The organism is Rhizobium anhuiense, from assembly GCF_003985145.1.
GTDB classification, from domain to species: domain Bacteria; phylum Pseudomonadota; class Alphaproteobacteria; order Rhizobiales; family Rhizobiaceae; genus Rhizobium; species Rhizobium anhuiense.
This window is the reverse complement of sequence record NZ_ML133522.1, coordinates 225796-250852: the sequence shown is the minus strand read 5'-3', so window position 1 is coordinate 250852 and position 25057 is coordinate 225796. Positions and strand designations below refer to the sequence as shown.

27 protein-coding genes are annotated in these 25057 nt (G+C 61.5%); 15 read left to right on the top strand and 12 right to left on the bottom strand.

The window, feature by feature from the left end; all coding sequences use genetic code 11:
* Positions 1 to 148: 148 nt before the first annotated feature.
* Entirely contained in the window at positions 149 to 766 is a 618-nt protein-coding gene (locus tag EEQ99_RS07275) for a DUF1236 domain-containing protein (protein ID WP_047611204.1), read from the bottom strand.
* A 288-nt stretch (positions 767 to 1054) separates the two neighbouring features.
* Here EEQ99_RS07275 and EEQ99_RS07270 point away from each other — a divergent pair, with 288 nt between their 5' ends.
* Positions 1055 to 1699: an MBL fold metallo-hydrolase gene (locus tag EEQ99_RS07270; RefSeq protein ID WP_047611207.1), complete on the top strand. Its 645-nt coding sequence runs from the start codon at positions 1055 to 1057 to the stop codon at positions 1697 to 1699.
* 39 nt (positions 1700 to 1738) lie between these two features.
* Here EEQ99_RS07270 and EEQ99_RS07265 read toward each other — a convergent pair whose 3' ends face one another.
* The 4 genes from EEQ99_RS07265 to EEQ99_RS07250 form a co-directional block, all read right to left on the bottom strand.
* Complete coding sequence (locus EEQ99_RS07265; RefSeq protein WP_063474537.1) at positions 1739 to 2080, bottom strand: tRNA-binding protein; 342 nt, start codon at positions 2078 to 2080, stop codon at positions 1739 to 1741.
* Between the two features lie 10 nt (positions 2081 to 2090).
* Positions 2091 to 2918, bottom strand: a complete 828-nt coding sequence (gene proC / locus EEQ99_RS07260) for a pyrroline-5-carboxylate reductase (RefSeq protein WP_063474536.1) — start codon at positions 2916 to 2918, stop codon at positions 2091 to 2093.
* Position 2919: 1 nt separating this feature from the next.
* On the bottom strand, positions 2920 to 3420 hold the full coding sequence (locus tag EEQ99_RS07255) for a type III secretion system chaperone family protein (protein WP_003541709.1): 501 nt from the start codon (positions 3418 to 3420) through the stop codon (positions 2920 to 2922).
* Between the two features lie 389 nt (positions 3421 to 3809).
* On the bottom strand, positions 3810 to 4070 hold the full coding sequence (locus tag EEQ99_RS07250; protein ID WP_063474535.1) for an accessory factor UbiK family protein: 261 nt from the start codon (positions 4068 to 4070) through the stop codon (positions 3810 to 3812).
* 201 nt (positions 4071 to 4271) lie between these two features.
* Here EEQ99_RS07250 and lgt point away from each other — a divergent pair, with 201 nt between their 5' ends.
* The 6 genes from lgt to EEQ99_RS07220 all read left to right on the top strand — a co-directional run bounded on the left by lgt (position 4272) and on the right by EEQ99_RS07220 (position 10253).
* Complete coding sequence (lgt, locus tag EEQ99_RS07245) at positions 4272 to 5120, top strand: prolipoprotein diacylglyceryl transferase (protein ID WP_063474534.1); 849 nt, start codon at positions 4272 to 4274, stop codon at positions 5118 to 5120.
* Positions 5121 to 5138: 18 nt separating this feature from the next.
* On the top strand, positions 5139 to 6239 hold the full coding sequence (locus EEQ99_RS07240) for a class I SAM-dependent methyltransferase (protein WP_063474533.1): 1101 nt from the start codon (positions 5139 to 5141) through the stop codon (positions 6237 to 6239).
* 111 nt (positions 6240 to 6350) lie between these two features.
* Entirely contained in the window at positions 6351 to 7145 is a 795-nt protein-coding gene (gene pgeF / locus EEQ99_RS07235) for a peptidoglycan editing factor PgeF (RefSeq protein ID WP_047611227.1), read from the top strand.
* Between the two features lie 5 nt (positions 7146 to 7150).
* Complete coding sequence (locus EEQ99_RS07230; RefSeq protein WP_047611230.1) at positions 7151 to 8302, top strand: M24 family metallopeptidase; 1152 nt, start codon at positions 7151 to 7153, stop codon at positions 8300 to 8302.
* Positions 8303 to 8393: 91 nt separating this feature from the next.
* The gene (locus EEQ99_RS07225; protein WP_047611232.1) at positions 8394 to 9215 is read left to right on the top strand and encodes a hypothetical protein; all 822 of its coding nucleotides are present in this window, start codon (positions 8394 to 8396) and stop codon (positions 9213 to 9215) included.
* Between the two features lie 105 nt (positions 9216 to 9320).
* Complete coding sequence (locus EEQ99_RS07220; RefSeq protein ID WP_047611235.1) at positions 9321 to 10253, top strand: ribose-phosphate pyrophosphokinase; 933 nt, start codon at positions 9321 to 9323, stop codon at positions 10251 to 10253.
* Between the two features lie 258 nt (positions 10254 to 10511).
* On the opposite strand, the gene EEQ99_RS07215 is transcribed toward EEQ99_RS07220, so the two are convergent.
* Positions 10512 to 12062, bottom strand: a complete 1551-nt coding sequence (locus tag EEQ99_RS07215; protein ID WP_047614279.1) for a hypothetical protein — start codon at positions 12060 to 12062, stop codon at positions 10512 to 10514.
* 348 nt (positions 12063 to 12410) lie between these two features.
* On the opposite strand from EEQ99_RS07215, the gene EEQ99_RS07210 reads away from it, so the two are divergent.
* The 5 genes from EEQ99_RS07210 to EEQ99_RS07190 all read left to right on the top strand — a co-directional run bounded on the left by EEQ99_RS07210 (position 12411) and on the right by EEQ99_RS07190 (position 17584).
* Entirely contained in the window at positions 12411 to 13019 is a 609-nt protein-coding gene (locus EEQ99_RS07210; RefSeq protein WP_047611239.1) for a 50S ribosomal protein L25/general stress protein Ctc, read from the top strand.
* 186 nt (positions 13020 to 13205) lie between these two features.
* On the top strand, positions 13206 to 15557 hold the full coding sequence (locus EEQ99_RS07205) for a putative bifunctional diguanylate cyclase/phosphodiesterase (RefSeq protein ID WP_063474531.1): 2352 nt from the start codon (positions 13206 to 13208) through the stop codon (positions 15555 to 15557).
* A gap of 24 nt (positions 15558 to 15581) precedes the next feature.
* Positions 15582 to 16295: a substrate-binding periplasmic protein gene (locus EEQ99_RS07200; protein WP_047611786.1), complete on the top strand. Its 714-nt coding sequence runs from the start codon at positions 15582 to 15584 to the stop codon at positions 16293 to 16295.
* 87 nt (positions 16296 to 16382) lie between these two features.
* Entirely contained in the window at positions 16383 to 17114 is a 732-nt protein-coding gene (gene pth / locus EEQ99_RS07195) for an aminoacyl-tRNA hydrolase (RefSeq protein ID WP_063474530.1), read from the top strand.
* Positions 17111 to 17584 (top strand): GNAT family N-acetyltransferase, encoded by a 474-nt coding sequence (locus tag EEQ99_RS07190; RefSeq protein WP_063474529.1) that lies wholly within the window; start codon positions 17111 to 17113, stop codon positions 17582 to 17584. The genes pth and EEQ99_RS07190 overlap by 4 nt, the downstream gene beginning before the upstream one ends.
* A gap of 11 nt (positions 17585 to 17595) precedes the next feature.
* On the opposite strand, the gene clpS is transcribed toward EEQ99_RS07190, so the two are convergent.
* Positions 17596 to 17907 (bottom strand): ATP-dependent Clp protease adapter ClpS, encoded by a 312-nt coding sequence (clpS, locus tag EEQ99_RS07185; RefSeq protein WP_047611252.1) that lies wholly within the window; start codon positions 17905 to 17907, stop codon positions 17596 to 17598.
* A gap of 342 nt (positions 17908 to 18249) precedes the next feature.
* Between clpS and ychF the strand changes: the two genes are divergently transcribed.
* The gene (gene ychF, locus EEQ99_RS07180; protein ID WP_063474528.1) at positions 18250 to 19353 is read left to right on the top strand and encodes a redox-regulated ATPase YchF; all 1104 of its coding nucleotides are present in this window, start codon (positions 18250 to 18252) and stop codon (positions 19351 to 19353) included.
* Between the two features lie 18 nt (positions 19354 to 19371).
* Here ychF and EEQ99_RS07175 read toward each other — a convergent pair whose 3' ends face one another.
* Positions 19372 to 20445, bottom strand: a complete 1074-nt coding sequence (locus tag EEQ99_RS07175) for a hypothetical protein (protein ID WP_063474527.1) — start codon at positions 20443 to 20445, stop codon at positions 19372 to 19374.
* A gap of 81 nt (positions 20446 to 20526) precedes the next feature.
* Here EEQ99_RS07175 and EEQ99_RS07170 point away from each other — a divergent pair, with 81 nt between their 5' ends.
* Complete coding sequence (locus EEQ99_RS07170; protein WP_063474526.1) at positions 20527 to 20997, top strand: MaoC family dehydratase; 471 nt, start codon at positions 20527 to 20529, stop codon at positions 20995 to 20997.
* Positions 20994 to 21461 (top strand): MaoC family dehydratase, encoded by a 468-nt coding sequence (locus EEQ99_RS07165; RefSeq protein WP_063474525.1) that lies wholly within the window; start codon positions 20994 to 20996, stop codon positions 21459 to 21461. The genes EEQ99_RS07170 and EEQ99_RS07165 overlap by 4 nt, the downstream gene beginning before the upstream one ends.
* A gap of 24 nt (positions 21462 to 21485) precedes the next feature.
* Here the strand turns inward: EEQ99_RS07165 and EEQ99_RS07160 are convergent, their stop codons facing one another.
* The 4 genes from EEQ99_RS07160 to petA form a co-directional block, all read right to left on the bottom strand.
* Positions 21486 to 22028 carry an adenine phosphoribosyltransferase gene (locus tag EEQ99_RS07160; RefSeq protein WP_018243044.1) on the bottom strand — a complete coding sequence of 181 codons (543 nt, stop codon included), beginning with the start codon at positions 22026 to 22028 and terminating at the stop codon, positions 21486 to 21488.
* Between the two features lie 114 nt (positions 22029 to 22142).
* Positions 22143 to 23027, bottom strand: coding sequence for a cytochrome c1 (locus EEQ99_RS07155; protein WP_047611264.1), 885 nt, complete (start codon positions 23025 to 23027; stop codon positions 22143 to 22145).
* Between the two features lie 25 nt (positions 23028 to 23052).
* Entirely contained in the window at positions 23053 to 24333 is a 1281-nt protein-coding gene (locus EEQ99_RS07150; RefSeq protein WP_127430183.1) for a cytochrome b, read from the bottom strand.
* 14 nt (positions 24334 to 24347) lie between these two features.
* On the bottom strand, positions 24348 to 24926 hold the full coding sequence (gene petA / locus EEQ99_RS07145; RefSeq protein ID WP_063474524.1) for a ubiquinol-cytochrome c reductase iron-sulfur subunit: 579 nt from the start codon (positions 24924 to 24926) through the stop codon (positions 24348 to 24350).
* Positions 24927 to 25057: the final 131 nt, after the last annotated feature.

The following is a 25057-nucleotide window of genomic DNA, read 5'->3' as shown; positions in this document are numbered from 1 at the left end:
CATGCCGAACCTTCGGCATATTAGGATTTTATCATATTTCGGAAGACAGCGTTAAGAAAATCAACCGATGCGGGATTAAGGCAGGGAGAACTGCCCTGGAACGAGGCGGCCCGACGTTCCGCCTCGCCTCAGTTCTTGCCGATTCACGTCATTGATAGACGTAGACGATCCGGCGCGTACCGGGATCGACCAGCACCGGCCGGTCGTTGATCCTCGTATAGCGGTACTCATAGTCGGGGATCGTCTGGAAGGTGACATCGGCAGGCACTTCCGCGCCGACGACGACATCGCCGCCAAGTCGCACCGTCTCACCCGGATTGGTGTCGATATAGGTGCGAACCGTCTCCGGCGGAGTGATGGTCTCGACCGACCCGACGGGGCCGAGCAGTTCGTCGCCCGGCGCCGGCTGCGGCTCGGCCGGAACGACGCTTGCGGTCGACTCGTAGGTGACGGCGGGAACGCCGATCTCGGCACGATGCTCCTCGACGATAACGCGGCTGCCGCCATGATCGACCTGCAGATAATCGGCATAGACCCAGCCGCGCATGCCGTTGACGTCGACACGGCACCATCGGCTGCCTTCGATGCAGCCGTCGAGGACTGCGGTGGAGCCGCGGGTGGCAAGACCGACCGAGGGATATTGCGGGCCGGGGCCAGCGCGGACGTTGAGATCATCGACCGTCGTCGCCATCATCTCCGCCTGCGCAAGACCGGCGCTCGCTATCAGCACCGCGCCTGCCAGCAGAATGTTTCTCTTTAAGGTCATGTGAGCGTCTCCTTGGTTTCGATGGGCTGACAACGTGCGGGGTTCCACGATGTTCCCATGCGCTCAGCCCGGCGGAACATCGCCTCTATGAGAATTCCTGCAAGTGCCTTGAAAAATTGAATAAAACCCGATTTCTTCGCCTGATGACGATGACAAAAGCAGGTATAAACTCTTGTTGCAGTCTGTCTTTTTGCCGTGAGGCCGACCGTAAATGGGAGAAGATTCCGGCTGTCCTCGCCGTGGTTTCGGACTATACCCTGGATATCCGAGACACCAAGCGAGGCACCTATGGGCATGCTCCAGGCCGGCATTATTCCGGTGACACCCTTCCAGCAGAACTGCACGATCTTCTTCGATCCAGATACCAAGGAAGGCGTCGTCATCGATCCGGGCGGCGACGTGCCGCTCATCCTGCAGGCGATCGCGGAAAACGGGTTGACCATCAAGGAAATCTGGCTGACGCATGGCCATCTCGACCATGCGGGCGGCGCCAGCGAACTGAAGGAGGCCCTCGGGGTCGATGTGGTCGGCCCGCATCAGGACGATCTGCCGCTGCTGCAGCGGGTCGAGAGCCAGGCTGCGAAATACGGCATATCAGGATTGCGTAACGTCGTGCCCGACCGCTGGCTGAAGGATGGCGACAAGATCTCCTTCGGCGCCCACGAATTCGAGGTCTATCACACGCCCGGCCATGCCCCCGGCCACGTCATCTATTTCAACCGCGCGCAGAATTTCGCCCATCTCGGCGACGTGCTCTTCAACGGCTCGATCGGCCGCACCGACCTGCCGGGCGGCGATCATCAGCAGCTTCTTGATTCGATCCGCGACAAGGTGCTGCCGCTCGGCGACGACGTCGGCTTCATCTGCGGCCACGGTCCCGGCAGCCGCATCGGCGATGAGCGGCGAAGCAATCCGTTTTTGCGGGAAATCTGACCTAGTGGAGAATGGGCGGCGAAGCTGCGCTCCGCCCGCTCACATCATCTTCCGGCCGTTCGGCACCGGCTGCTCGACGGCCGCAAGCACGATCGCGCCGTTCTCGTCCTCGAATCCCAGCGTCAGCACTTCCGAGCGGAACGGCCCGATCTGGCGCGGCGGGAAATTGACGACGCCGAGCACCTGCCGGCCGATCAGGCTTTCCGGCATATAATGCACGGTGATCTGCGCTGAGGATTTCTTCGTGCCGATCTCAGGGCCGAAATCGATCACCAGCTTGATCGCCGGCTTGCGCGCTTCCGGAAAGGGGCTGGCCTCGATGATCGTGCCGACACGAATATCGACACGCTCGAAATCGGCATAGGTGATCTCTTCGGCCATGTCGTCTCCGTCAGCCGGCCAGTTCCTCGGCCCGCTTGCGCGCCGCCGCGAGTGCCGCGTCGAACAGAGGCTGCATGCCGTCCTCTGCCATCAGCACGGCGAGCGCCGCCGCCGTCGTGCCGCCGGGAGAGGTCACATTCTCGCGCAGCCGCGAAGCGCCGTCGGGGGACTGGTGCAAAAGTTCACCAGCCCCCGCGACTGTTTCCCGCGCAAGACGCATGGCGAGGTCCGCCTGCAGACCGAGTTTACGGCCTGCCTCCGCCATACATTCGACGAGATAGAAGACATAGGCCGGACCACTGCCCGAAAGCGCCGTCACGGCATCGATATCGGCTTCCGCGGGCACCCACTCGACAGGCCCCGAGACGCGCAGAAGGGAATGGACGCGCTCACGCTGCTGATCGCTGACCCCTGAATTGGCAAAGGCGCCGGTGACGCCGCGCCCAACCATAGCGGGCGTGTTCGGCATGGCGCGCACCATGGCGGCTTTACCCAGATGCTTCTCGAGGAAACCGAGCGTCTTGCCGGCCGCGACCGAGACGACGACCGTGTCCGGCCCGATCGCACTCTTCACCGTCGGCAGCACCGTCTCCATCACCTGTGGCTTGACCGCGAGGAACAGCACGCTTGCCTTCAAATCCGCCGGGAGCGCGGTCACATGGGTGGCGCCAGCTTCGTTGATCGTCGCCAGCATCGCCGGCGACGGACCGGGATCGACGACAATGACGGCCGAGCCCGGGACGCCGCTTTTCAGCCAGCCCGATAGCATCGCCCCGCCCATGTTTCCGGCGCCGATCAAAAGGACGGGATTTGTCGAGGAGAAACGCTTCGTCGGCATCTTATGCCTCGCCGACTGTTTCGAACAGCACGGCTTCCATCGCCTTCGTCGCTTCCATGCCGGACCAGACGACGAACTGGAATGCCTGGAAATAGGCTTCGCAGGTATCGAGCGCGCTGGAAAGCAGCACCTCCACCTGACGGTTGGTGGGCTCTGCACCGCCGGCGAGCAGCAGCGACTGGCGGAAAATGACGACATCTTCCTGGCGCCAGAGATCGAAATGACCCATCAGCACCTGCCCGTTGATCGCCGAGAGCAGCTTGACCACCTCGTTGACCCTGATGTCGGGAACTTTGATATCGAAGGCGCAGCCAAGGTGCAGCGCCTCGAACTCCTCCATCCAGGAGAAGGAGACGTGATAGTCCGTCCAGCGACCCTCGACCGTCATCGCGATCTCGTCCTCGCCGGACCGTTCAAACGACCAGTCGTTGTTGGAGGCAACGTACTCGATCATATCGACCGGGTTCGACTGACGCTCGACTTCCAATTCCATCAGGTTCATGCAGCACCTTCTTGACCGGAACGAATGCGACTTAACTTGGTGTACGAACACAAGAAAGACACACGCAAATACCGGAAACCACCACTCGGATGATCGTTGAACCGCTGCCAGACTTAACGCAGATAACCTGCCCGGAGCTTACCAAGTCGCTTCGAATCATCATTTAAAATCAGTGTATAGCGCCCCTTGCCCCCTGCCAGCCCCCCGAACGGAAAATAGGACCGGCCACTGTGGAAAGGCTCTTCGAAATTCAATTCAGAAGGGAGAATAAGCGACTCTGCGAATTGGCTTTTTTGGCAGTGTCCACAGGTGGAAAACTCACCTGAATTTTTTGTGACAGATGCGGCATCTGCCAGGAAGACGTGCCGCACCTGCGTCATATCGGGACTTCAGTGCCCTTCGCCGGCAAGCTTCGCCTCGAGTGCCGCGACGCGGGCGGCGAGCGCCTCGTTCTCGTCGCGTGCCTTGATCGCCATCTCGCGCACGGCCTCGAACTCCTCGCGCTTAACGACGTCCATACTGTTCAGCCAACGCTCGGCCTGGGCGTTGAACGCGGTTTCGATCTCCTTGCGGACGCCCTGGGCGGCACCGGCCGCATCGGTCATCAGCTTGGCGAATTCGTCCATGATGCGGTTCGTTCCGGTCGTCATGGCGTTTTTCTCCCTTCGCATGAGGTGAATTCAGCCCTTCGGGGCCTCGAGGATTGAGGTAGGGCTTCACCATCGACGATGCAAGCGCTTTGCACGGGATAGGCCTCGGGAAGCGGCCGCAAACGGGCCATCACGAACAATGGACTTGACCGTCCGGGATCGCAGCGGCATGTTCCGCGCAACCAAACAGGTGGGAAAACCTTGCCGACAGCAGCCAATCTCCTTGCCATCATGCCTTTCCCGGATATCGATCCGATCGCCTTTTCGATCGGTCCGGTGGCGATTCACTGGTATGGTCTTGCCTATGTCGCCGGCATCCTGCTCGGCTGGGCCTATGCGCGCCGCCTCGCCGCCAATGACAGTCTCTGGCCCGGCAACGTCTCGCCGATATCAAGGACGCAGCTCGACGATTTCATCGTCTGGGCAGCGCTTGGCGTCGTCCTCGGCGGCCGTCTCGGCTATATCTTCTTCTATGATCTCCCTGCCGTCCTGCGCAGTCCCGTCCGCGCGCTCGAGATCTGGAACGGCGGCATGTCCTTCCATGGCGGCCTGACCGGCACGACGATCGCCATGATCCTCTTTGCCCGCCGCAACGCCATCCCGATCTGGAGCCTGTTCGACATCGTCGCTGCTGTCGTTCCCTTCGGGCTGTTTTTCGGCCGCATCGCCAATTTCATCAATGGCGAGCTCTGGGGCCGGTTGACCGACGTGCCCTGGGCCGTGGTCTTCCCGACCGGCGGCCCGTTCGCCCGCCATCCGAGCCAGCTTTACGAAGCCGGCCTCGAAGGCATCGTTCTGCTGCTGGTGCTGGCCGCCCTCGTCTATTTCATGCGGGCGCTGAAAAGCCCCGGTTTCATCACGGGTGTCTTTGTCTGCGGTTATGCGTTGTCGCGCATTTTCGTCGAATTCTTCCGCGAGCCTGACGCCCAGATCGGTTACCTCATCGGCACGAACTGGCTGACCATGGGCATGGTGCTCTCTTTCCCGATGATCCTGCTTGGCCTCTGGGCGATGCTGCGGGCCCGCCGCCAGGCTGCGCTGCAGCTCTGAAACGGCAGGACGCGCGACATGACCACCGCTCTAGGCGAAAAGATCAAGGCGATCATCCAGGCGAACGGCCCGATCAGCGTCACCGATTATTTCTCGCTGTGCCTCGCCGATCCCGAACACGGCTATTACCGCACCCGCGAGCCCTTCGGCCGTTCCGGCGACTTCGTCACCGCGCCCGAGGTCAGCCAGATTTTCGGCGAGATGATCGGCGTCTTCATCGTCCATGCGTGGCAGCGTCACGGCACGCCGGCCGACGTCCGCCTCGTCGAGATCGGCCCTGGCCGCGGCACGATGATGGCAGACATGCTGCGCGTCATCTCCCGCATCGCTCCACCGCTTTTCGACGCCATGACCGTGCATCTCGTCGAAACCAGTGAGCGCCTGCGCGACGTCCAGAGCCAGACGCTCGAACCCCACGGCGAGAAGATTTCCTGGCACGATGGCTTCGACGAAGTACCATCAGGCTTCACCTTGATTGCCGCCAACGAACTCTTCGACGCCATCCCGATCCGCCAGTTCGTCCGCATGCCGACGGGTTTCCGCGAACGCATGGTCGGCATCGACGCCGATGGCGAACTGACCTTCGCCGCCGGCGTCGCCGGCCTCGATCCCGCGCTTCTTCCCGAACCGGTGCAGAACGTGCCGGTCGGTACGCTCTTCGAGATCTCGCCGGCCCGCCAGGCGGTGATGATGGCGATCTGCGAGCGGCTGCGCGCCTTCGGCGGCACGGCGCTCGCGATCGACTACGGTCATCTCGTCACCGGCTTCGGCGATACGCTGCAAGCCGTGCGCATGCATGAATTCGACCCGCCGCTCGCCCATCCCGGTGAAGCCGATCTGACGAGCCATGTCGACTTCCAGCAGCTCGCCGAAACGGCGCTTGCGGCCGGCGTCCATCTGAACGGCGCCCTGCATCAGGGTGATTTTCTGACCGGCCTCGGCATCCTCGAGCGCGCGGCCGCCCTCGGCCGCGACCGCGAGCAGCAAACCCAGCAGATCATCCAGACGGCGGTCGAAAGGCTCGCCGGCGCCGGTGAAGGCCGGATGGGCGAACTCTTCAAGGTAATGGCGGTCTCCCATCCCGCCGTCGATCTCATGCCCTTTCGCCCGGTGGATTGACAGGGCGCACGCGGCTGGTTCAACATCCCAGCGCAACAAGAACTTGAAGCGCGCCGCATATGCGATGCGCTTGGGATAATAACAAACCCCTTAAAAACCCCGGAATCACAGATGCAGGACGCGGCCTCTCCCGCACCGATCGAAAGCACGCTGCTGAACGAAGCGGCGGGCAGCACCATCCGCCACGGTTATTTCACTCGGGCCGGCGGCGTTTCCGAAGGGCTGTATCGCGGCCTCAATGTCGGCCTCAGCTCCAGCGACGAACGCGACAAGGTCCTGGAAAACCGCCGCCGTGTCGCCGCCTGGTTCGACCTGCCGGTCGAACGGCTGGCAACCGTGCATCAGGTTCATTCCCCCGATGTCGTGACGATCCGCGCCAATTACGACGGTGCCCGCCCCGACGCCGATGCGATGGTGACGGCGGCCCCCGGCATTGCGCTTGGCGTGCTCGCCGCCGATTGCGGGCCGATCCTTTTCGCCGACCCCGACAACCGCGTCATCGGCGCCGCCCATGCCGGGTGGAAGGGCGTGCTGACGGGCGTGCTCGAAAATACCATCGCCGCCATGGAGGCGCTGGGTGCGGACCGCGGCAGCATCGTCGCCTGCCTTGGCCCCTCGATCAGCCAGGCAAGTTATGAAGTCGGTCCCGAGTTCGTCGAGCGTTTCGTCGCCGAGAACCCGGATGACGATCGCTTCTTCGTGCCTTCCGCAACATCAGGCCACGCCATGTTCGACCTGCCGGGGCTGACCGTCGATCGGCTGACGAAAGCCGGCGTGCGCGCCGAAAGTCTCGGCCTGTGCACCTATCCGGACAGCGAGCGCTTCTTTTCCTATCGCAGAACGACACATCGCAAGGAGCCGGATTACGGCCGCCAGATTTCCGCGATATCAATCAGGGAGACTTGAGCAGAATGGCACTGCACTTCGAAAAGGCTGAATTCGCAAGCCGGCTTGCGCGCCTCACCGAGAAGATGAAGGAAGAAAAGCTCGACGCCCTGCTGCTCTTCGCCCAGGAAAGCATGTACTGGCTGACCGGCTACGACACCTTCGGCTACTGCTTCTTCCAGACGCTGGTCGTCAAGAGCGACGGCACCATGGCGCTGATCACCCGCTCGGCCGATCTTCGCCAGGCCAGGCACACCTCGATCCTCGAGGACATCCATATCTGGGTCGACCGGGTCAATGCCGATCCGACGCTCGACCTGAAGAACCTGCTGGTCGAGATGGATCTGCTCGGCACCCGCATCGGCGTCGAATATGATACGCACGGCATGACCGGCCGCGTCGCCCGCCTGCTTGACGCGCAACTGACCACCTTCGGCCAGATCGTCGACGCCTCCTACCTCGTCAGCCGCCTGCGCCTGATCAAGAGCCCGACCGAGGTCGCCTATGTCGAGCGCGCCGCCGTTCTGGCCGACGATGCGCTCGATGCCGCAATCCGGTTGACGAAGCCCGGCGCCGACGAGGCCGATATCCTCGCCGCCATGCAGGGCGCGATCTTTTCCGGCGGCGGCGACTATCCCGCCAACGAGTTCATCATCGGTTCCGGCGCCGACGCCCTGCTCTGCCGCTACAAGGCCGGCCGCCGCAAGCTCGACGCCAACGACCAGCTGACGCTCGAATGGGCCGGCGCCTATGCGCATTACCACGCCGCCATGATGCGCACGATCGTCGTCGGCGAGCCGACGCACCGCCATCGCGAGCTTTACAACGCCTGCCGCGAGACCATCGAGGCGATTGAGACCGTGCTGAAGCCCGGCCATACCTTCGGCGATGTCTTCGACATGCATGCCAGGATCATCGATGAGCGCGGCCTGGCTCGCCACCGGCTGAATGCCTGTGGTTATTCGCTCGGCGCCCGCTTCTCGCCGTCCTGGATGGAGCACCAGATGTTCCATGTCGGCAATCCGCAGCCGATCGAGCCGAACATGTCGCTCTTCGTGCATATGATCATCGCCGATTCCGACACGGGCACGGCGATGACGCTCGGCCAGACCTATCTGACGACAGCGGATGCACCGCGCCCGCTGTCCCGGCATCCGCTCGACTTCATCGGCCTCTGACCGGTGAGAATCCGGAATTGACAGACGACCATCCCCGCCCGCATAAATTCGGGTGGGGCTGATTGCAATTGTGGGAAGGACGGATCAAGGGATGACGCGAGCTGCGATTGTGCCCACGCTCCTGTTCGTCACAGCTCTGCTGACCGCTTGCAATACCACCGATGCACTGACGCCGCAGGTCGATATCGGCGATTCCTCCGGGGCGACATCGTCGAGCCCGGTGTCGCAGAGCGAAGCCGAGCGTTTGGCGGGTACCCGCCAGCCGGGTTTCGCGGCAAGTGCGCAGCAGGGCGGCTACCATCCAGCCTACAATCAGTCGCAGCAGGCCTATCGGCCCGGCAGCGGCGCGCCGCCGACGACGATGCAGCAGCAGGCAGACGCCCTGTCGCGGAGCGGCTCCTCGCCGGCCGCCTCTACTCCGATCGAGGGGCAATCGCTGCCACCGGCGGCGGCCAATGGCGGGCTTCCCGCACAGCCGGCTCAGCCGGCCGAGGCGCAACAGCCACAGCAGACCGCGGCCCTGCCGCCCAGTTCTTCCTCCGGCCGCGGCAATACCGTACGCTTCCTGCCGATCATCGGCGCGCCGGTGCAGGCCGTGACCCCGCTCTCACGTCAGCTCGGCGCCGAGGCGCGCGCGCACGGCCTTTCCATCAAGAGCTCGACCGATGCGAGCAGCGATTACATCCTCAAGGGCTATCTCTCAGCCTTCAGCGACGACGGCAAGGTCACAGTGGTCTATGTCTGGGACATTCTCGACAGCGCCGGCGGTCGCCTGCACCGCATCCAGGGGCAGGAAAGCGTGCCGGCGGCCGCGGCCGATCCCTGGGCAGGCGTTCCCGCCTCGGTCATGCAGCAGATCGCCTCGAAAACCATCGCGGAATTCTCCTCCTGGCGACAGACTCAGGGCGGTTAGTCACAAACTTTTTGCAAATATGAAAGCCTGTGGCACCTTTGCCCTTGCATTCATCGGGAAGCTGACTAAAAAGCGCGGCTATCAGCGCATAACAGGCGGACCAAAATGAAGGTTTTCGCAGGCAATTCGAACCGGCAACTCGCCGAAGCGATCTGCACCTATCTCAATGTTCCCTTGGGGAGAGCCAGCGTCCGAAGGTTTGCCGATCAGGAAATCTTTGTGGAAATCCAGGAAAATGTCCGCGGTGAGGACGTTTTCCTCGTGCAGCCGACTGCCTTCCCGGCCAACGACCACCTGATGGAACTGCTGATCATGATCGATGCGATGCGTCGTTCGTCAGCCCGTCGCATCACTGCCGTGCTTCCCTATTTCGGTTATGCGCGTCAGGACCGCCGCGCTTCCGGCCGTACGCCGATCTCCGCCAAGCTGGTGGCAAACCTGATCACCGAAGCCGGCGCCGACCGCGTCATGACGCTCGATCTCCACGCAGGTCAGATCCAGGGCTTCTTCGATATACCCACAGACAACCTCTTTGCGCTGCCGGTGCTGACCCGCGACATCAAGAGTCACTATGATCTCAGCAACGTCGTGGTCGTCTCGCCTGACGTCGGCGGCGTGGTTCGCGCCCGCGCGCTCGCCAAACGGCTGGACTGTCTTCTGGCCATCGTCGACAAGCGTCGCGATCGGCCGGGTGAATCCGAAGTCATGAACATCATCGGCGACATTGCCGGCAAGGACTGCCTGCTGATCGACGACATCGTCGATTCCGGCGGAACGCTCTGCAACGCGGCCGACGCGATGCTGGCCAAGGGCGCATCCAGCGTCACCGCCTATATCACCCACGGCGTTCTCTCGGGCGGCGCAGTCACCCGCGTGACCTCCTCGAAGCTGCGCGAACTCGTCATCACGGATTCGATCCAGCCGACCACCGCCGTGCTCTCGGCCCACAATATCCGCATCGTGACGACGGCGCCGCTGATCGGCGAAGCCATCAGCCGAACGGCCCAGGAAGAGTCCGTCTCCAGCCTCTTCGATTGACCGGCCGCTTCAATAAAAAAGAGCCGGCATCGACCGGCTCTTTTTAATTTCTGCATCAGATGGACCAAGCTATTGCCGGGCAGGCCCTCCGAGCCGCGTCAACTGCTGGCCGTTGATCGTCGCGGAGCCGCCTTCGTTGACAGCGAAAGCCCAGAATAAATCGTCGTCCCGATCGTTGGCCTCGGTGAAGCGTGTGACTTAAAACAAAGAGGCCGGCACAAGGCCGGCCTCTTCATGTCTGATCCCAATTGATAACGCTCAAGGCTGCTGCGGCGGCGCAGGTACCGCATCCTGACCCTGATCCGGTTCCTGCTCCTGATCTGGCTCCAGCCCTTGATCTTGATCCTGATCCGGACCATCCGGCCCCTTGATCTGCTGGCCGTTGACGGCGACCGCACCATCGCGGCTGACACTGATGTCCCACCGCGAGCGTCCATCCGCATCGGTCTTGGCGAAGCCCTTCACCATCATGATGCCGAAGGAGACCTGGTTGAGATCGGGATCGGTCTTGGCAAGCTCCTGAACTGCGGCGATCGTCTTGTCGAGATCGCGGGCGAGGATCGTCGCCTCCATCGAATAGTCCTTCTGGGTATCGACGCGCCCCTCGATCTTGCCCGTCATGTCGATGTCATAGACATCCGACTTGGCGCTGATCTTCGGAAACTCGACGGTGAGCCGACCATCGCGGAAGAGCTTCTTGCCCATCTCCTCACCGCTCGTCTCCGGCGCCTTCTCATTGAAATCCATCGCCATCAAGGCGTCGCCGAAACTTGCGAAGTCTAGATTCGGCATGGCGAGCTGCAGATCGAAGCTGGTCGGCAGGAAAGGCGAATAGCTTGCCGGCATCAGCGGGCTGTCGAAGCTGATCTCCTGCGCATTCATGCCGAAGCCGAAGCGCATCGCGTTGGTCGGCCCATCGATGGCGACGTTATAACCGAAGGCCTTGACGCCGCCGCTGCCCACCTGGGTGCTGACGGTCAAATTGTTGACCCCGATCGTCTCGCTGAACGAGGCCAGAAGCGGGAAGGCTTCCTTGAGGATTCCCTTGATCCTGTCGCTGTTTTCGGGGCTCAACTCCTTCTCCTCGACATGATCGAGAATGAAGAAGACCATCTCGCGGATCTGCTTCGCCGGCAGGCCGTTCACCTTGGCCTCGACATCGACCGAGTCGGCACGGATTTCAACGGGCGGCATTTGCGCGCCGGAAATCTGCTCGACGAAAGCCGACATCGAACCGCTGCCCGTAAGATCGATACGCCCGTTGCCGCCTGCGCTGTCCGTCGAACTCAGCTTTTGATCCATGCTGGCGATGCTGGCGCTGACTTCCTCAGTCTCGGACTTGCTGGTGAGCTTGATGTCCTTGGCCGTAGAAGTGGCGGAGCGCAGATAGCTAATCGCAGGATCGAAGACGCCGCTGTAAACAAGCGATGCGATAGAATAGGAGAAATCCGTCGGCTTCTCGTCCTTGCCTTTGAAATGGCCGGAGACGTTGAACTTGTTGTCGCCTTCGATATTCCAAAGCCCGCTATCGAGCGGTGTAGCGAACGTCGAGAACGGCGCCAGCCCGTTGATCGCGAATGTCGCGGGATCGGCCTTGGCAAGCAGCTTCGCCAGATCGTAGATGATCTCGTAGCGCGTGCCTGCCGGATTGACGGTGATCAGGCCGCTCTTTGCCAGATCCTCCGGAAGCAGCTTCGTCAGGGTACCTTTGAGCGCGTCGGCGCCGCCCTGATTGATCTCGACACCCTGGGCCGTAGTGACAAGGCAAAGTGCCAGCAAGCTCGTTGCCGTGACAAGTTTAAGACGCATAGTCCGATTTCTCCTCAGCCGCTTTTTGAATGCGGCATCCAAAGAGGTGAAGCGTGCCGATGTCAACCTCGGCCGCAGCGGGAATGCTGAATTTTGCCGCTTGCTGGACCGGGAATACGATCGCTGCGAAGTCGGCTGCGGTTTCGGCTTGCCGAAGCGCGTATTTCGCCGGAAAACAGCCTGAAACCGCAACTTGCGTTTCCGATCGACTTATAATATAGGCCACCGGTCCGCGTAGACACCCTTGGAGGCAACGCGGATGAGGTTGGGTTATACCCGCCTCCGGTTCGACGGAGCAAGGCATTGCCCGCCCGCCGAACTCTCCAAATAACCTCGAAAGGAATAGCCATGAGCCAGGAAACTTACGAGCTCAAGGCCGAGGCGCGCGAACGGGTTGGTAAGGGGTCCGCCCGTGAACTTCGCCGCAACGGTTTGATTCCCGCTGTCATCTATGGTGACAAGCAGGCCCCCATTGCCATCGCTCTCAACACCAATGAGGTGACGAAGCGCATTCATGCCGGTGGTTTCATGACCACCGTGGCGACGATCGAAGTCGGCGGCAAGAAGTACAAGGTTCTGCCGAAGGACTATCAGCTCGATCCGGTCCGCGACTTCACGATGCATGTCGATTTCCTGCGCGTCTCCGGTAACACCCAGGTGAGCGTCGAAATCCCGGTTCACTTCGTCAACGAAGCGAAATCCCCGGGCATCAAGGTCGGCGGCGTTCTGAACATCGTTCGCCATGAAGTCGAAGTTCATTGCCCGGCCGATGCGATCCCGGAATTCTTCAATGTCGACCTCAGCGGCAAGAAGATCGGCGACAGCATCCATATTTCGGAAGTCACCCTGCCGAAGGGCGTCACCCCGGTCATCGACCGCGACTTCACGATCGCGACCATCATTGCCCCGGCTGCCGGCATCGACGAGACTGCTGCCGAAGGCGAAGCCGAAGCCTGATCGCTTCGACCAATTTGTAAAGCATATGGCCCGCTTTCCCCTGGAAAGCGGGCTTTTCATTGCCCGGCAACTGCCCCGTTTCAGCAACATTTAACAAATTCGTGAAAGCATGCTTCGTCAGCTGCGAAGAAGCCCGCCTTGACGCGCGACAGGAAATATGGCCGGCCTGGGGGAGTAAACGGAACCATGAACAATTCCGTTGAGAACAGATTTTTTGCGATAGTTTGCGGTGCGCTGCTTGTTTTTGTCGCTCCGCTTTTTGTTCTCTTCCTTTTTCTTTCCTCGGAACGGGCCGATAAGGAAATACGCGACCATATCTCCGTTCTTCTTGTCGCCAATGCCCAGGCGCTGGCCAAACCCCTGTGGGACCTCGATGAGGATAGCGTCACCCAGATCAGCGCGACGGTCGTTTCCCAGGGCGCCATCGTCAAGGTCGAGGTGCGCGATCAGTCAGGCCAGCTTGACGTCAGCCAGTCCACCATTCCGCGCTCCTTCAACGGTCAGCTCGTGCAGGTGTCGCGCGCCATCATCTACAATACCGTCGACGGTCCGAGGAACCTCGGCAGCATCAGCGTTTATTATCCCGCACTCGGGCTGTTTTCCGGCCTGAAGCAGGAAGAGGTCGTCTTCATCTCGATCTTCATTTTCGCCGTGCTGACCGTTTTCGGCACGGCGCTGATCGGCAACCGTTTCTTCGTCATCCAGCCGCTGATGCGGCTGACGGCGGCAATCGAGGCCACCCGCCAGCTGGGCTCCCGCCATCATGTCGACTGGCAGTCGAACGACGAGATGGGACGGTTGGCTCGCAGCTTCAACGAGATGCAGACCAAGCTTGAAAGCGAGGAAAAGGAGCTGAAGTTCGCCCACCGCCGCGCCACCGACATCTACAATCTGACGCCCGCCATGCTCTTCTCGCTCGACGAGGAGGACCGCATCACCGCCGTCAGCGACTACTGGCTGCTGGCCACAGGGTATAACCGTGCCGCCGTCATCGGCCGCAACTTCGCCGATCTCGTCACCTCGACCACCCGCGACAAATTCGGCAAGCGCCGCCTGGCCGAAAGCGGCATGACCGTAACCGTCAAGTTCGTCTGCCTGGACGGCCGCATCATGGACGTCCTCATCATGGAATCGGAGGCGGGAGCCGGCGCTCATGACCGCCTGTCGCTATCGGTCATGACCGATGTGACCGAACTCAAGGCCTCCGAGGACCGCAACCACCGCCAGGCGATCACCGATCACCTGACCGGTCTTCTCAATCGCCAGGGCTTCGAAGCCGTCCTCGATAACAAGATCGCCGACGCCGACGCCGCCGGCCAGGAACTCGCCTGCCTCTTCGTCGATCTCGACCGCTTCAAGTGGATCAACGACAATATGGGCCATGCCGCCGGCGACATGGCGCTGATCGAGCTCGTCGAGCGCCTGAAGACCCATCTTGCCCCTTCCGACGAAGCGGCCCGTCTCGGCGGCGACGAATTTGCCATCCTGCTGCCGGCCAGGGACGCCGAAAAACGCGCCAAGGTGATGTGCGAGCAGATCGCCTCGATCTTCGAAACGCCCTTCGCCCCCGACATGCATCTGAGCGCGTCCATCGGCATCGCCGTCTATCCGCATCATGCCGCAACCGCAGCCGAACTGCTGCAGAAATCCGACATGGCGATGTATGCCAAGAAACGCGACGGCAAGAACGGCGCGCAGCTCTTCGACAACGCCATGCTCGACCGGGCCCGCCGCCGCGCCGAGATCGAGGCCAATATCGAAGCCGGCCTCATCGACAACTGGTTCGAGGCCTTCCTGCAGCCGATCGTCAACCTGAACGGCCGCGGCATTGCCGGTTTCGAGGCGCTGATGCGCCTCAACCATCCGCAGAAGGGTTTGATGCCGCCGGCCGAAATCATCAGCGTCGCCGAGGAAACGGCAAAGATCGTCAGGGTCGGCAACGTCATCATGGAAAAGGCGATCGCCAACCTCGCGAAGATTTCCCGCATACCGGGCATGCAGGATAGCTATCTCGCCATCAACTTCTCACCGCTGCAGTTCGACCCGGCGCTGCCGGCCCGTCTTGCCGCCATCGTCGGACGCCACGGCATCCGCCCCGAGCGCATCGTCGTCGAGATCACCGAAGCCGTGCTGATGCACGACAACCCCGAGATTCGCATGATTGTCACCGAGCTTCGTCGCTTCGGCTGCCGCATCGCGCTCGACGACTTCGGCACCGGCTATTCGTCGCTGAGCTACCTCAACCGTTTCCCCGTCGACATCATCAAGATCGACCAGTCCTTCACCCGCGCGATCAACGACGGCGACGACGACGTCCGCCAGAAGAGCCGCATGCTGATCGAAGGCATCACCACGCTTTCCCACAAGATGAACTGCACCGTCATTGCCGAGGGCATCGAGACCGAAGAGGAATGCCGCACGCTCCATCAGATGGGGCTTGACTACGGCCAGGGCTACCTCTTCCATCGTCCGCAGCATGCAACCGCGCTCATCGAGCAACTGGTAGGCTCACAATCGGCCGTGGCACGCGCCTCGTGAATGAAGAACGAAGGAGATGATATGATGAAAAAGCTCCTGCTTCTCGCATGCCTGGCGCTGCCCTGCGCCGCCCATGCGCAAACCGTGACCTTCACGACTGAGGACTATGCCCCCTTCAATTATCGCGAAGGCAAGGAGATCAAGGGCGCCACCGTCGAGCAGGTCGAAAAGGTGATGGCCGCGATCGGCGTCGACTACACGATCGAGATCATGCCCTGGGCGCGCGCTTTCGGCCTTGCCCGCACAGCGCCGATGACCTGTGTCTTCGCAACCGCCCACAACGGCGCACGCGACCCGCTGTTCAAATGGGTCGAGCCGCTGCTCATCGACCGCAACATCCTGATCACCCGCAAGGGCTCGGGCGTCATCGCCAACAATCTGGAAGAGGCAAAGAAATATACGGTCGGCACTCAGCGTGAGGATTACACCGAGACGATCCTGAAAGAGAAAGGCTTCACCAAGCTCGATGTCGCCAGCGACTTCAACGCGACGCTGCGCAAGCTGCTCGGCGGACGCATCGACATGATGCCGATCTCCGAACTCTATTTCGAAAAGCTGAAGGCCGACCAGCCGGTGGAGATGGTGACCGTGCTCTCCGCCCAGCCGATGAGCATCGCCTGCGAGAAGAGCTTTCCGGACGATCTGCTCGTCAAGATGCAAGCTGCCCTCGACAAGCTGATCGCCGATGGCGACCAGAAGCAGATCTTCCTGAAATACGGCATGAATCTGTCGCAGTGACTGCGACGGATACTGCCCTTTCCGCTTGACTTTGCGGTCATTTACAGGTGGTGAACGGCGGGAAATTCTAGCAAGGAAAAACAGACCATGCTGATCATCGCGGGTCTCGGCAATCCTGGCGGCAAATACGCCGGCAACCGCCACAATATCGGCTTCATGGCCGTCGACGCCATTCATCGGCGCCACAGCTTCTCGCCCTGGTCGAAGAAATTCAGGGCCGAGATCGCCGAGGGCGAGATCGGCGGCGAGAAGGTGCTGCTGATCAAGCCGCAGACCTTCATGAATCTCTCCGGCGAATCCGTCGGCGAGGCGATGCGCTTCTACAAGCTCCAGCCCGCCGACCTCGTCGCGATCTACGACGAACTCGATCTTCCCCCGGGCAAGGCGCGGCTTAAGACCGGCGGCGGCCATGGCGGCCATAACGGCATCAGGTCGCTGGACGCCCATTGCGGCCGGGAGTACCGGCGGCTGCGCCTCGGCATCGGCCATCCGGGCGTCAAGGAAATGGTGCAGAACCACGTGCTCGGCGATTTCGCCAAGGCCGACAAGGTCTGGCTGGAGCCGCTTCTCGACACCCTCGCCGACAATGCCGACATGCTGGTGCGAAACGAGGATTCGCAGCTGATGAACAAGATCGCGCTGGCGCTCGGCGGCAAGGCCGAGGAAGAGAAGCCGCGGAAGGAAAACAAGAATACCGAAAAGAAGCCGACCGGCCAGTCGCATATCCATCAGGCCCGCAACCACAATCAGCCGAAGTTGCCGGCCAGCGGCCCGATGGCCGACATGTTGAAGAAGATGTTCGGCAACAAGGGAGAATGAGGCCGGTGCCGGTTCACGACCAGGACCAGGATTTCGCCATCCGCCCGGCCGCCGTCGGCGATCTTCCCGGGCTGATCACCCTCTACCAGCATTTGAACTCGACCGATCCGGTTCTCGACAAGGCCATGGCCGAAGAGCGCTTCTCCGCCATCCTCGCCCAACCCGGCATGACTCTCTTCATCGGCTTTGCCGGCGATCTCGCTGCGGCCACCGTCACGCTGATCGTCGTGCCGAACCTGACGCGGAACGGCGCCTCCTATGCCCTGATTGAAAACGTCGTCACCCACGCCGATCACCGTCGGCGCGGTTATGCCGGCGCCGTCATCGGCCATGCCGTGACGGAGGCCTGGAAAGCTGGCTGCTACAAGGTGATGCTGCTCACCGGCTCGAAAAACCCGGCGACCCTGCGCTTCTACGAGAATTGCGGCTTCGTGCAGGACAAGACCGGCTATCAGATCCGCAGCACCTGAATCCGCAGCATCTATTCTTCCGGCTCCGTTGTGAACATCAGCGGAAAGCCCATGCCCTTGGCAAGGTCGATGCCCTCCTTGGCTTTGGTCTCGGCGATATCCCTGGCGCAGACCACGACCACGCAGGAACCGAGCTTGTGCGCTGTTATCATCACCCGGTAGCCCGTCTCCTCGCTCATGCGGAACACGGCCTTCAAGATCACGATGACGAATTCGCGCGGCGTATAGTCGTCATTAACGAGAATGACCTTGTAGAGCTTCGGCTTATCCAGCTTCGGCCTCACCTTGGTCTTCGGTTTCAGGGCAATGTCATTGTCACTCATCGGAAAAATCCAGCCGTTGATGACATGGGGTCAGGAATGTTCAAACCAGCTAATCAGTGTCGATGACGAATTTTCGACGGTCAGCCGCCACAGCTCCCGGCCTCAAACAGGCAGGATCTCGTCCCCGGCTTCGGCGCAGAGAGAAGCAATTGCATCTGCGTGGGAGTGACCTGGCATTCTGGTGAAATCCGCAATGCGTCGAAAATCTCAGTCGCATTCAAAAATAGGCCAGCACCGATCCATCGGCAAGTGAGCAGCGGTAAAAGCTCTCTAAGACTTGACCATATTGCTCCTTTATCCCATAGGCACCAGCAAGGAATTCAAGAACAGCAGGTTTTAGCCATGGGCTTCAAATGCGGCATCGTCGGTCTGCCGAACGTCGGCAAATCGACCCTCTTCAACGCGCTCACCAAGACGGCGGCTGCGCAAGCGGCAAACTATCCCTTCTGCACCATCGAGCCGAACACCGGCGAAGTCGCCGTGCCCGATCCGCGCATGCGCAAGCTTGCCGACATCGCCAAGTCGAAGGAACTGATCCCGACCCGCATCTCCTTCGTCGACATTGCCGGCCTTGTGCGCGGCGCCTCGAAGGGTGAAGGTCTCGGCAACCAGTTCCTCGCCAATATCCGCGAGGTCGATGCCATCGTCCACGTGCTGCGCTGCTTCGAAGACAGCGACATCACCCATGTCGAAGGCCGCATCAATCCCGTCGCCGATGCCGAGACGATCGAGACGGAACTGATGCTCGCCGATCTCGAAAGCCTGGAGCGCCGCACCGAGCAGACGCGCAAGCGCGCCACCAGCAAGGACAAGGATTCGATGGCGATGCTGCCGATCATGGAAGCCTCGCTGCAACTGCTCAACGAGGGCAAGCCGGTACGCACGCTGCTGTCGACGCTCGATGCCGAGGAAATCGCCATCCTCAAGGGCCTCAACCTTCTGACCTCGCATCCGGTCCTCTATGTCTGCAACGTCGCTGAGGCCGAGGCTTCGACAGGCAATGAATTCACCGAGGCTGTCGCCGTTATGGCTCGGGAACAGGGTGCCGAAACCGTCGTCATCTCGGCGGCGATCGAGGCCGAGGTCGCCCAGCTTCCCGAGGATGAAGCCAAGGAATTCCTTTCCGCCCTCGACCTTGACGAGGCGGGCCTCGACCGGCTGATCCGCGCCGGCTACAAGCTGCTCCACCTCATCACCTATTTCACCGTCGGCCCGAAGGAAACGCGGGCCTGGACGATCGAGCGCGGCACCAAGGCGCCGCAGGCCGCCGGCGTTATCCATTCGGATTTCGAACGCGGCTTCATCCGCGCCAACACCATCGCCTATGACGATTACATCAAATACAACGGCGAAGTCGGCGCCAAGGATGCCGGCAAGGCGCGTGACGAAGGCAAGGAATACGTCGTCCAGGACGGCGACGTCATCCATTTCCGCTTCAACACCTAAATAAGAAATGCTGCCGCCTTAACCAGGCGGCAGCCTGTTTGCGATTGCCGGGGGCAGTGCCCGCAGCACCAGCCGTCGCAGTGGCATCCAGCCTGTTCCGATAATGAGAACGATCGCGCCCACGACGATCAGCGTCGTGAAGATGTAGGTGTCGACAGTCGCGCTTCCGTGCCGGAAGACGCTGAAGATCGCAACACCGAGTGATAGCAGCCCCGAGGTGACGAAAGCGCGGCGATCGATGATCAGACCGATCAGCATCAGCGCCGCCACGGTCGCGACGACCACGGGGGTCTGGGCCGACATGTTCGCCAGGTCGAAGATACGGCCGCCTTCTCCTAGAGACAGCAGAGAAACGGTGCTGTAGAGCAGCGCCGGCGCCGCACCGAGATGCAGCCAGAAAGCAATATCCGAGCGCGTCGTCCGGCGCAGCCGGTCGCCGAGATCGAAATAGAGCGCCATCGCGAAGAGGCCGAGCGCGCAGACGAGGGACACCGCAGCCAGCAGGGCAAGATGGTCGACGAAAAATGCGGGATTGCCGCTTAGCCATTGCGCTAAACGTAAAAGCAGGGTGAGCACCAGGGCAAGTATCGACATGATGGCGAGCGCCAGCGTCAAGGGCACGCGATAGCGGGCATAGTAGATGCCGAGAAGGATCGGGAAGCCGGCAATGAACTGCGTGAGGTCCGCCCCTATCTCGAAGGTCCACGGCGTAAAGACACGGGACATCAGCAAAAATGTCCAGCAGAACAGCGCGATCGTCAAGCCGACGGCCGGCAGGGCGAGCCGCTGACGCCGCACGAGAATTTCCGAAAGCACGAGGATAGCGGGCGGCACCGCGTAAAGCGGCGCAAGCCCCCAGAGGCCGCCGAGCGCCACGACGACGCCGATGGTGATCAGCACGTCGTGGAAGCCGCGCACGAAACGCGGCGTCTCCGTATCCGACCAGGCCTGTCCTTCAGCCGCCATTGCCGGCTGCGCCTCGGCGACGGCCACACCGTGCGCGATCAGAAACGGCAGAAGCCGCTCTCCGGCCTCCGGCGAAATCAGTCCCTGGCGCCCCGCCTCGTCGAGTATCGACCTCAGTTCCGTCATGCCGGTTTATCTCCCCGGAATCATTGAGCCCGCGCGGATGCTATTGTAAGCATTGTGCGCTGCATATGGCGGGAGGAGCGAATGTCGGCAGAAAAGCTTTCCTTCGAGGATTTCCAGCCCGGCCGCCGCTTCGCGCTCGGCCCGAAGCTGGTGATCGCTGAGGAAATCATTGAGTTCGCAAGCGAATTCGACCCGCAGCCGATGCATCTCGATGAGGCGGCCGGCCGCGCCAGCATTCTCGGGGGGCTCGCCGCGTCCGGATGGCACACCTCTTCGATGTTCATGCGCATGATGGCCGACAGCTATGTGCTGCATTCGCTCTGCGAGGGTGCACCGGGCGTCGATCTGATGGAATGGCGCAAGCCGGTGCTTGCCGGCGACACGCTGTCTGGCCATTCGACCGTCCTCGAAGCCCGGCCGATGCGCTCGCGCGCCGGAATGGGCATCGTCAAGTTTCGTCATGAGGTCGGAAACCAGCGCGGCGAACTCGTCTGCGTCTCGGAGAATTCGGTGATGATCCGTATGCGTCCCACCTCGGAGCTGTCAGCATGAGAATGTCGGAACTTTACGCCGTCGGCGAGAAGGTCGAGATCGGCAGCTACGCCTTTACCGAAGAAAACATCATCCGTTTCGCGACGCGCTACGATCCGCAGCGTTTCCACATCGACAAGGAAGCCGCCAAAGACACGCTCTTCGGCGGCCTCTGCGCTTCGGGCTGGCACACCACGGCCGCCTGGATGCGGACCTTCCTCGCCTTTTGGGAAAGGCAGAGCGCCGCACTCGCGCAGGAGGGCCTGACGTCGCCGAACCTCGGCCCCTCGCCCGGCTTCCAGAAGTTGCAATGGCTGCGGCCGGTCTTCGCAGGCGACGTCGTCACCTATTCCGTCGCCTTCCTCGCCAGCCGGCCGCTCGCGTCGCGGCCGGGCTGGCACCTCAACACCATCCTCTGCGAGGGCGTCGATCAAAACGGCGATGCCGTAATCCGCTTCGAAAGCAGCGTGCTCGAATTCGACTGACGCTGCCGCATAGTAGCCACGGACTCAGTGACCGGAGAATTCGACCAGCGTGTGCACGACGACGCCGAGCTCTTCCAGCTTCTTGCGGCCGCCGAGATCCGGCAGATCGATGACGAAGCAGGCGCCGACCACTTCGGCGCCGATTTGGCGCAGCAGCTTCGTGGCACCCACCGCCGTGCCGCCGGTAGCGATCAGGTCGTCGACCAGGATCACCTTCTCGCCGGGCTGCACCGCATCGCGATGCATCTCCATCTCGTCGACGCCATATTCCAGGCTGTAGGCGATGCGCACGGTCTCGTGCGGCAGCTTGCCCTTCTTGCGGATCGGCACAAAGCCCGAGGAAAGCTGGTGCGCCACCGCGCCGCCGAGGATGAAGCCGCGCGCCTCCATGCCGGCGATCTTGTCGATCTTCATGCCCGCATAGGGCTGCACGAGTTCGTCGACTGCTCGGCGGAAAGCGCGGGGGTTGCCGAGCAGCGTGGTGATGTCACGGAAGATGATGCCCGGCTTGGGATAGTCGGGAATGGAGCGGATGCTGGCTGCGAGCTCCGAAGTCGTATTGTCCATGGAAAATCCATATCTGCGAGCGCATGAAACTGGCCGCACCCTATCAATTGACAGGAATGGAACCAACAAAAAAGGCGGCCTGCAAGCCGCCTTTCGAATTCCGGTAGGGAACGCTCAGTGTTCCTTGTTGGCGTAAACCGAGCGCTTCGTCAGGTAGATCAGCACCGTGAAGATCGCCAGGAAGATCATGACCATGAAGCCGGTGCGCTTGCGCTCTTCGAGATGCGGCTCGGCGGCCCACATCAGGAAGGCGGAAACGTCCCTGGAATACTGCTCGACGGTCGCCGGCGCGCCGTCGTCATAGGTCACCTGGCCGTCGGAGAGCGGCTTCGGCATGGCGAGGACGGCGGCGGCATGGAAATAAGGGTTATAATGTCCACCCTGAGGCACCTGGAAACCGGCCGGCGGCTCTTCATAGCCGGTCAGCAGCGAGTGGATGTAGTCCGGTCCGCTTTCCTGATATTGGGTGAAGATATCGAAGACGAATTGCGGGAAACCGCGCTCGACCTCGCGGGCCTTTGCGATCAACGAAAAGTCGGGCGGAGCCGCGCCATTGTTGGAAGCAGCCGCCGCTTCCGCATTGGGGAAAGGCGACGGGAAGTGATCGGAAGGGACCGCCTTGCGGGTAAACATCTCGCCGGCGGCGTTCGGGCCATCCTGGACCTCGTAATTCGCGGCGAAAGCCTTTACCTGCGCCTCGGAATAACCGAGCTCGTCGAGCATGCGGAAAGGCACAAGGTTCATCGAATGGCAGGCGGAACAGACTTCGGTATAAACTTTGAGGCCGCGCTGAAGCTGAGCCTTGTCGTAATGACCGAACGGTCCGGCAAAGCTCCATTCTTCCTCTTTCGGCTCCTTCAGCGGATAGTGCGGCGTCGCGCCTTCCTCGTGATGGGCAGGTGCTGCTCCATTCGCGGGCGCCGCTTCCTCGGCGAAGGCTGCGCTGCCGAGAACGACAGCGACGGCGAGCGGCAGAATGCTTGCAACAAGCGTTTTCATATTTCTATTCCCTTCCGTCGCGCGCTTACGCATTGGCCGCTGCACTGGCGGCAGCTGTCTTGTTGCGCTTTTCGAGCACCGCTTCGGTGATCGAGTTCGGGATACGGCGCGGCGTTTCCACCAGGCCTAGAACTGGCATCGCGACCAGGAAGAAAGCGAAGTAGAGGAGTGTGCAGATCTGCGAGATCGTGGTGAACAGCCCTTCCGCCGGCTGCGAACCGAGCCAGCCGAGGATGATCGCATTGATCACGAACAGCCAGTAGAACAGCTTGTACCAGGGGCGGTAGACGGCCGAACGGACCTTCGAGGTATCGAGCCACGGCAGGAAGAACAGCACGATGATCGCGCCGAACATCACCAGCACGCCGCCGAGCTTGGAGTCGATCGGGCCGATGTTGAAGGTGATCGAGCGCAGCATCGCGTAGAAGGGCAGGAAGTACCATTCCGGAACGATGTGGGCCGGCGTCTTCAACGGGTCGGCCGGGATGTAGTTGTCGGCATGGCCGAGGAAGTTCGGCAGGTAGAAGACGAAATAGGCATAGACCAGCAGGAAGACCGAAACGCCGAGCGCATCCTTCATCGTCGCATAGGGCGTGAAGCGAACCGTGTCGGTCTTCGTCTTGACCTCGACGCCCGTCGGGTTGGTCTGGCCGACGATATGCAGCGCCCAGATGTGCAGGACGACGACGCCGGCGATCATGAAGGGCAGCAGGTAGTGCAGCGAGAAGAAGCGGTTCAGCGTCGGCTGGTCGACGGCAAAGCCGCCGAGCAGGAACTGCTGGATCCATTCGCCGACCAGCGGGAAAGCCGAGAAGAAGCCGGTAATGACCGTCGCACCCCAAAAGGACATCTGGCCCCAGGGCAGGACGTAGCCCATGAAACCGGTCGCCATCATCAGGAGGTAGATGACCACGCCAAGGATCCAGAGGATTTCGCGCGGCGCCTTGTAGGAGCCGTAGTAAAGACCGCGGGCGATGTGCAGGTAGACGGCGACGAAGAAGAAGGATGCACCGTTGGCATGCATGTAGCGCAGCAGCCAGCCGTGGTTGACGTCGCGCATGATCTTTTCAACGGAGTTGAAGGCGATCGTCGTGTCGGCGGCGTAGTGCATGGCGAGCGTGACACCCGTCAGGATCTGCACCACCAGCATGACGGCGAGCATGGCGCCGAAGGTGTAGGCATAGTTCAGGTTACGCGGAACCGGATAGGCGATGAAGCTGTCATAGACCATGCGCGGCAGCGGAAGGCGCGCATCGACCCATTTCTCGAGGCCGGTTGATGGCTCGTAGCTGGAATGGCCACTCATTAATCAGTCTCCCCTCAACCGATCTTGATTTTGGTATCGGACAAAAATGAAAAGGTCGGAATCGCCAGGTTCTGCGGCGCAGGACCCTTACGAATACGGCCGGCCGTGTCGTAGACCGAGCCATGGCAGGGACAGAACCAACCATTGTATTCGCCGGCCTGGCCGAGCGGCACGCAGCCGAGATGTGTGCAGGTGCCGATCATGACGATCCAGTTTTCCTTGCCCTTGCCGCCCGAACGGTCAACACCCGTTGCCTGAGCGTCGACAGGAAGGTTTGCATTGCGCGCGACCGGATCCTTGAGGTCCGACAGCGGAACATCGGCTGCGGCCGTCACTTCTTCCGGGGTACGGTTACGGATGAAGATCGGCTTGCCGCGCCATTTGACCGTCAGCGACATGCCGGGCTCGAGGCTGGCAACGTCGACTTCGATGGAGGCGAGAGCGAGCGTCGAAGCATCAGGACGCATCTGATCGATGAACGGCCAAGCGACCGAAACGGCGCCGACGGCGCCTGCCATACCAGTGGTGAGATAAAGGAAATCACGGCGAGTGGGTTCGCCCATGCCCTCGCTTGTCGTTTCGTGTTCGCTCACGGCTAACATCCTCTGCGCAATTTTCGCGGAATTCCGCCCTACCCCCTCTACCGGCGAATCTCTCTGGACACAATTCGGCCATAGATTCCCCGGCAATCCGGCGCGTTCTATGCTTGATCGCAAATTATGTC

Excerpts from the sequence above, each read along its gene's own strand:
- EEQ99_RS07275 (WP_047611204.1), bottom strand. The coding sequence starts at position 766 with ATGACCTTAAAGAGAAACATTCTGCTGGCAGGCGCGGTGCTGATAGCG.
- EEQ99_RS07255 (WP_003541709.1), bottom strand. The coding sequence starts at position 3,420 with ATGAACCTGATGGAATTGGAAGTCGAGCGTCAGTCGAACCCGGTCGAT.
- EEQ99_RS07190 (WP_063474529.1), top strand. The coding sequence starts at position 17,111 with ATGAGGCCGGTGCCGGTTCACGACCAGGACCAGGATTTCGCCATCCGC.
- EEQ99_RS07250 (WP_063474535.1), bottom strand. The coding sequence starts at position 4,070 with ATGACGACCGGAACGAACCGCATCATGGACGAATTCGCCAAGCTGATG.
- EEQ99_RS07170 (WP_063474526.1), top strand. The coding sequence starts at position 20,527 with ATGTCGGCAGAAAAGCTTTCCTTCGAGGATTTCCAGCCCGGCCGCCGC.
- EEQ99_RS07160 (WP_018243044.1), bottom strand. The coding sequence starts at position 22,028 with ATGGACAATACGACTTCGGAGCTCGCAGCCAGCATCCGCTCCATTCCC.
- EEQ99_RS07225 (WP_047611232.1), top strand. The coding sequence starts at position 8,394 with ATGACGCGAGCTGCGATTGTGCCCACGCTCCTGTTCGTCACAGCTCTG.
- EEQ99_RS07220 (WP_047611235.1), top strand. The coding sequence starts at position 9,321 with ATGAAGGTTTTCGCAGGCAATTCGAACCGGCAACTCGCCGAAGCGATC.
- EEQ99_RS07240 (WP_063474533.1), top strand. The coding sequence starts at position 5,139 with ATGACCACCGCTCTAGGCGAAAAGATCAAGGCGATCATCCAGGCGAAC.
- EEQ99_RS07265 (WP_063474537.1), bottom strand. The coding sequence starts at position 2,080 with ATGGCCGAAGAGATCACCTATGCCGATTTCGAGCGTGTCGATATTCGT.
- EEQ99_RS07175 (WP_063474527.1), bottom strand. The coding sequence starts at position 20,445 with ATGACGGAACTGAGGTCGATACTCGACGAGGCGGGGCGCCAGGGACTG.
- EEQ99_RS07215 (WP_047614279.1), bottom strand. The coding sequence starts at position 12,062 with ATGCGTCTTAAACTTGTCACGGCAACGAGCTTGCTGGCACTTTGCCTT.
- ychF (WP_063474528.1), top strand. The coding sequence starts at position 18,250 with ATGGGCTTCAAATGCGGCATCGTCGGTCTGCCGAACGTCGGCAAATCG.
- EEQ99_RS07155 (WP_047611264.1), bottom strand. The coding sequence starts at position 23,027 with ATGAAAACGCTTGTTGCAAGCATTCTGCCGCTCGCCGTCGCTGTCGTT.
- pgeF (WP_047611227.1), top strand. The coding sequence starts at position 6,351 with ATGCAGGACGCGGCCTCTCCCGCACCGATCGAAAGCACGCTGCTGAAC.
- EEQ99_RS07270 (WP_047611207.1), top strand. The coding sequence starts at position 1,055 with ATGGGCATGCTCCAGGCCGGCATTATTCCGGTGACACCCTTCCAGCAG.
- EEQ99_RS07230 (WP_047611230.1), top strand. The coding sequence starts at position 7,151 with ATGGCACTGCACTTCGAAAAGGCTGAATTCGCAAGCCGGCTTGCGCGC.
- proC (WP_063474536.1), bottom strand. The coding sequence starts at position 2,918 with ATGCCGACGAAGCGTTTCTCCTCGACAAATCCCGTCCTTTTGATCGGC.
- pth (WP_063474530.1), top strand. The coding sequence starts at position 16,383 with ATGCTGATCATCGCGGGTCTCGGCAATCCTGGCGGCAAATACGCCGGC.
- EEQ99_RS07200 (WP_047611786.1), top strand. The coding sequence starts at position 15,582 with ATGAAAAAGCTCCTGCTTCTCGCATGCCTGGCGCTGCCCTGCGCCGCC.
- EEQ99_RS07210 (WP_047611239.1), top strand. The coding sequence starts at position 12,411 with ATGAGCCAGGAAACTTACGAGCTCAAGGCCGAGGCGCGCGAACGGGTT.
- EEQ99_RS07205 (WP_063474531.1), top strand. The coding sequence starts at position 13,206 with ATGAACAATTCCGTTGAGAACAGATTTTTTGCGATAGTTTGCGGTGCG.
- EEQ99_RS07150 (WP_127430183.1), bottom strand. The coding sequence starts at position 24,333 with ATGAGTGGCCATTCCAGCTACGAGCCATCAACCGGCCTCGAGAAATGG.
- clpS (WP_047611252.1), bottom strand. The coding sequence starts at position 17,907 with ATGAGTGACAATGACATTGCCCTGAAACCGAAGACCAAGGTGAGGCCG.
- EEQ99_RS07165 (WP_063474525.1), top strand. The coding sequence starts at position 20,994 with ATGAGAATGTCGGAACTTTACGCCGTCGGCGAGAAGGTCGAGATCGGC.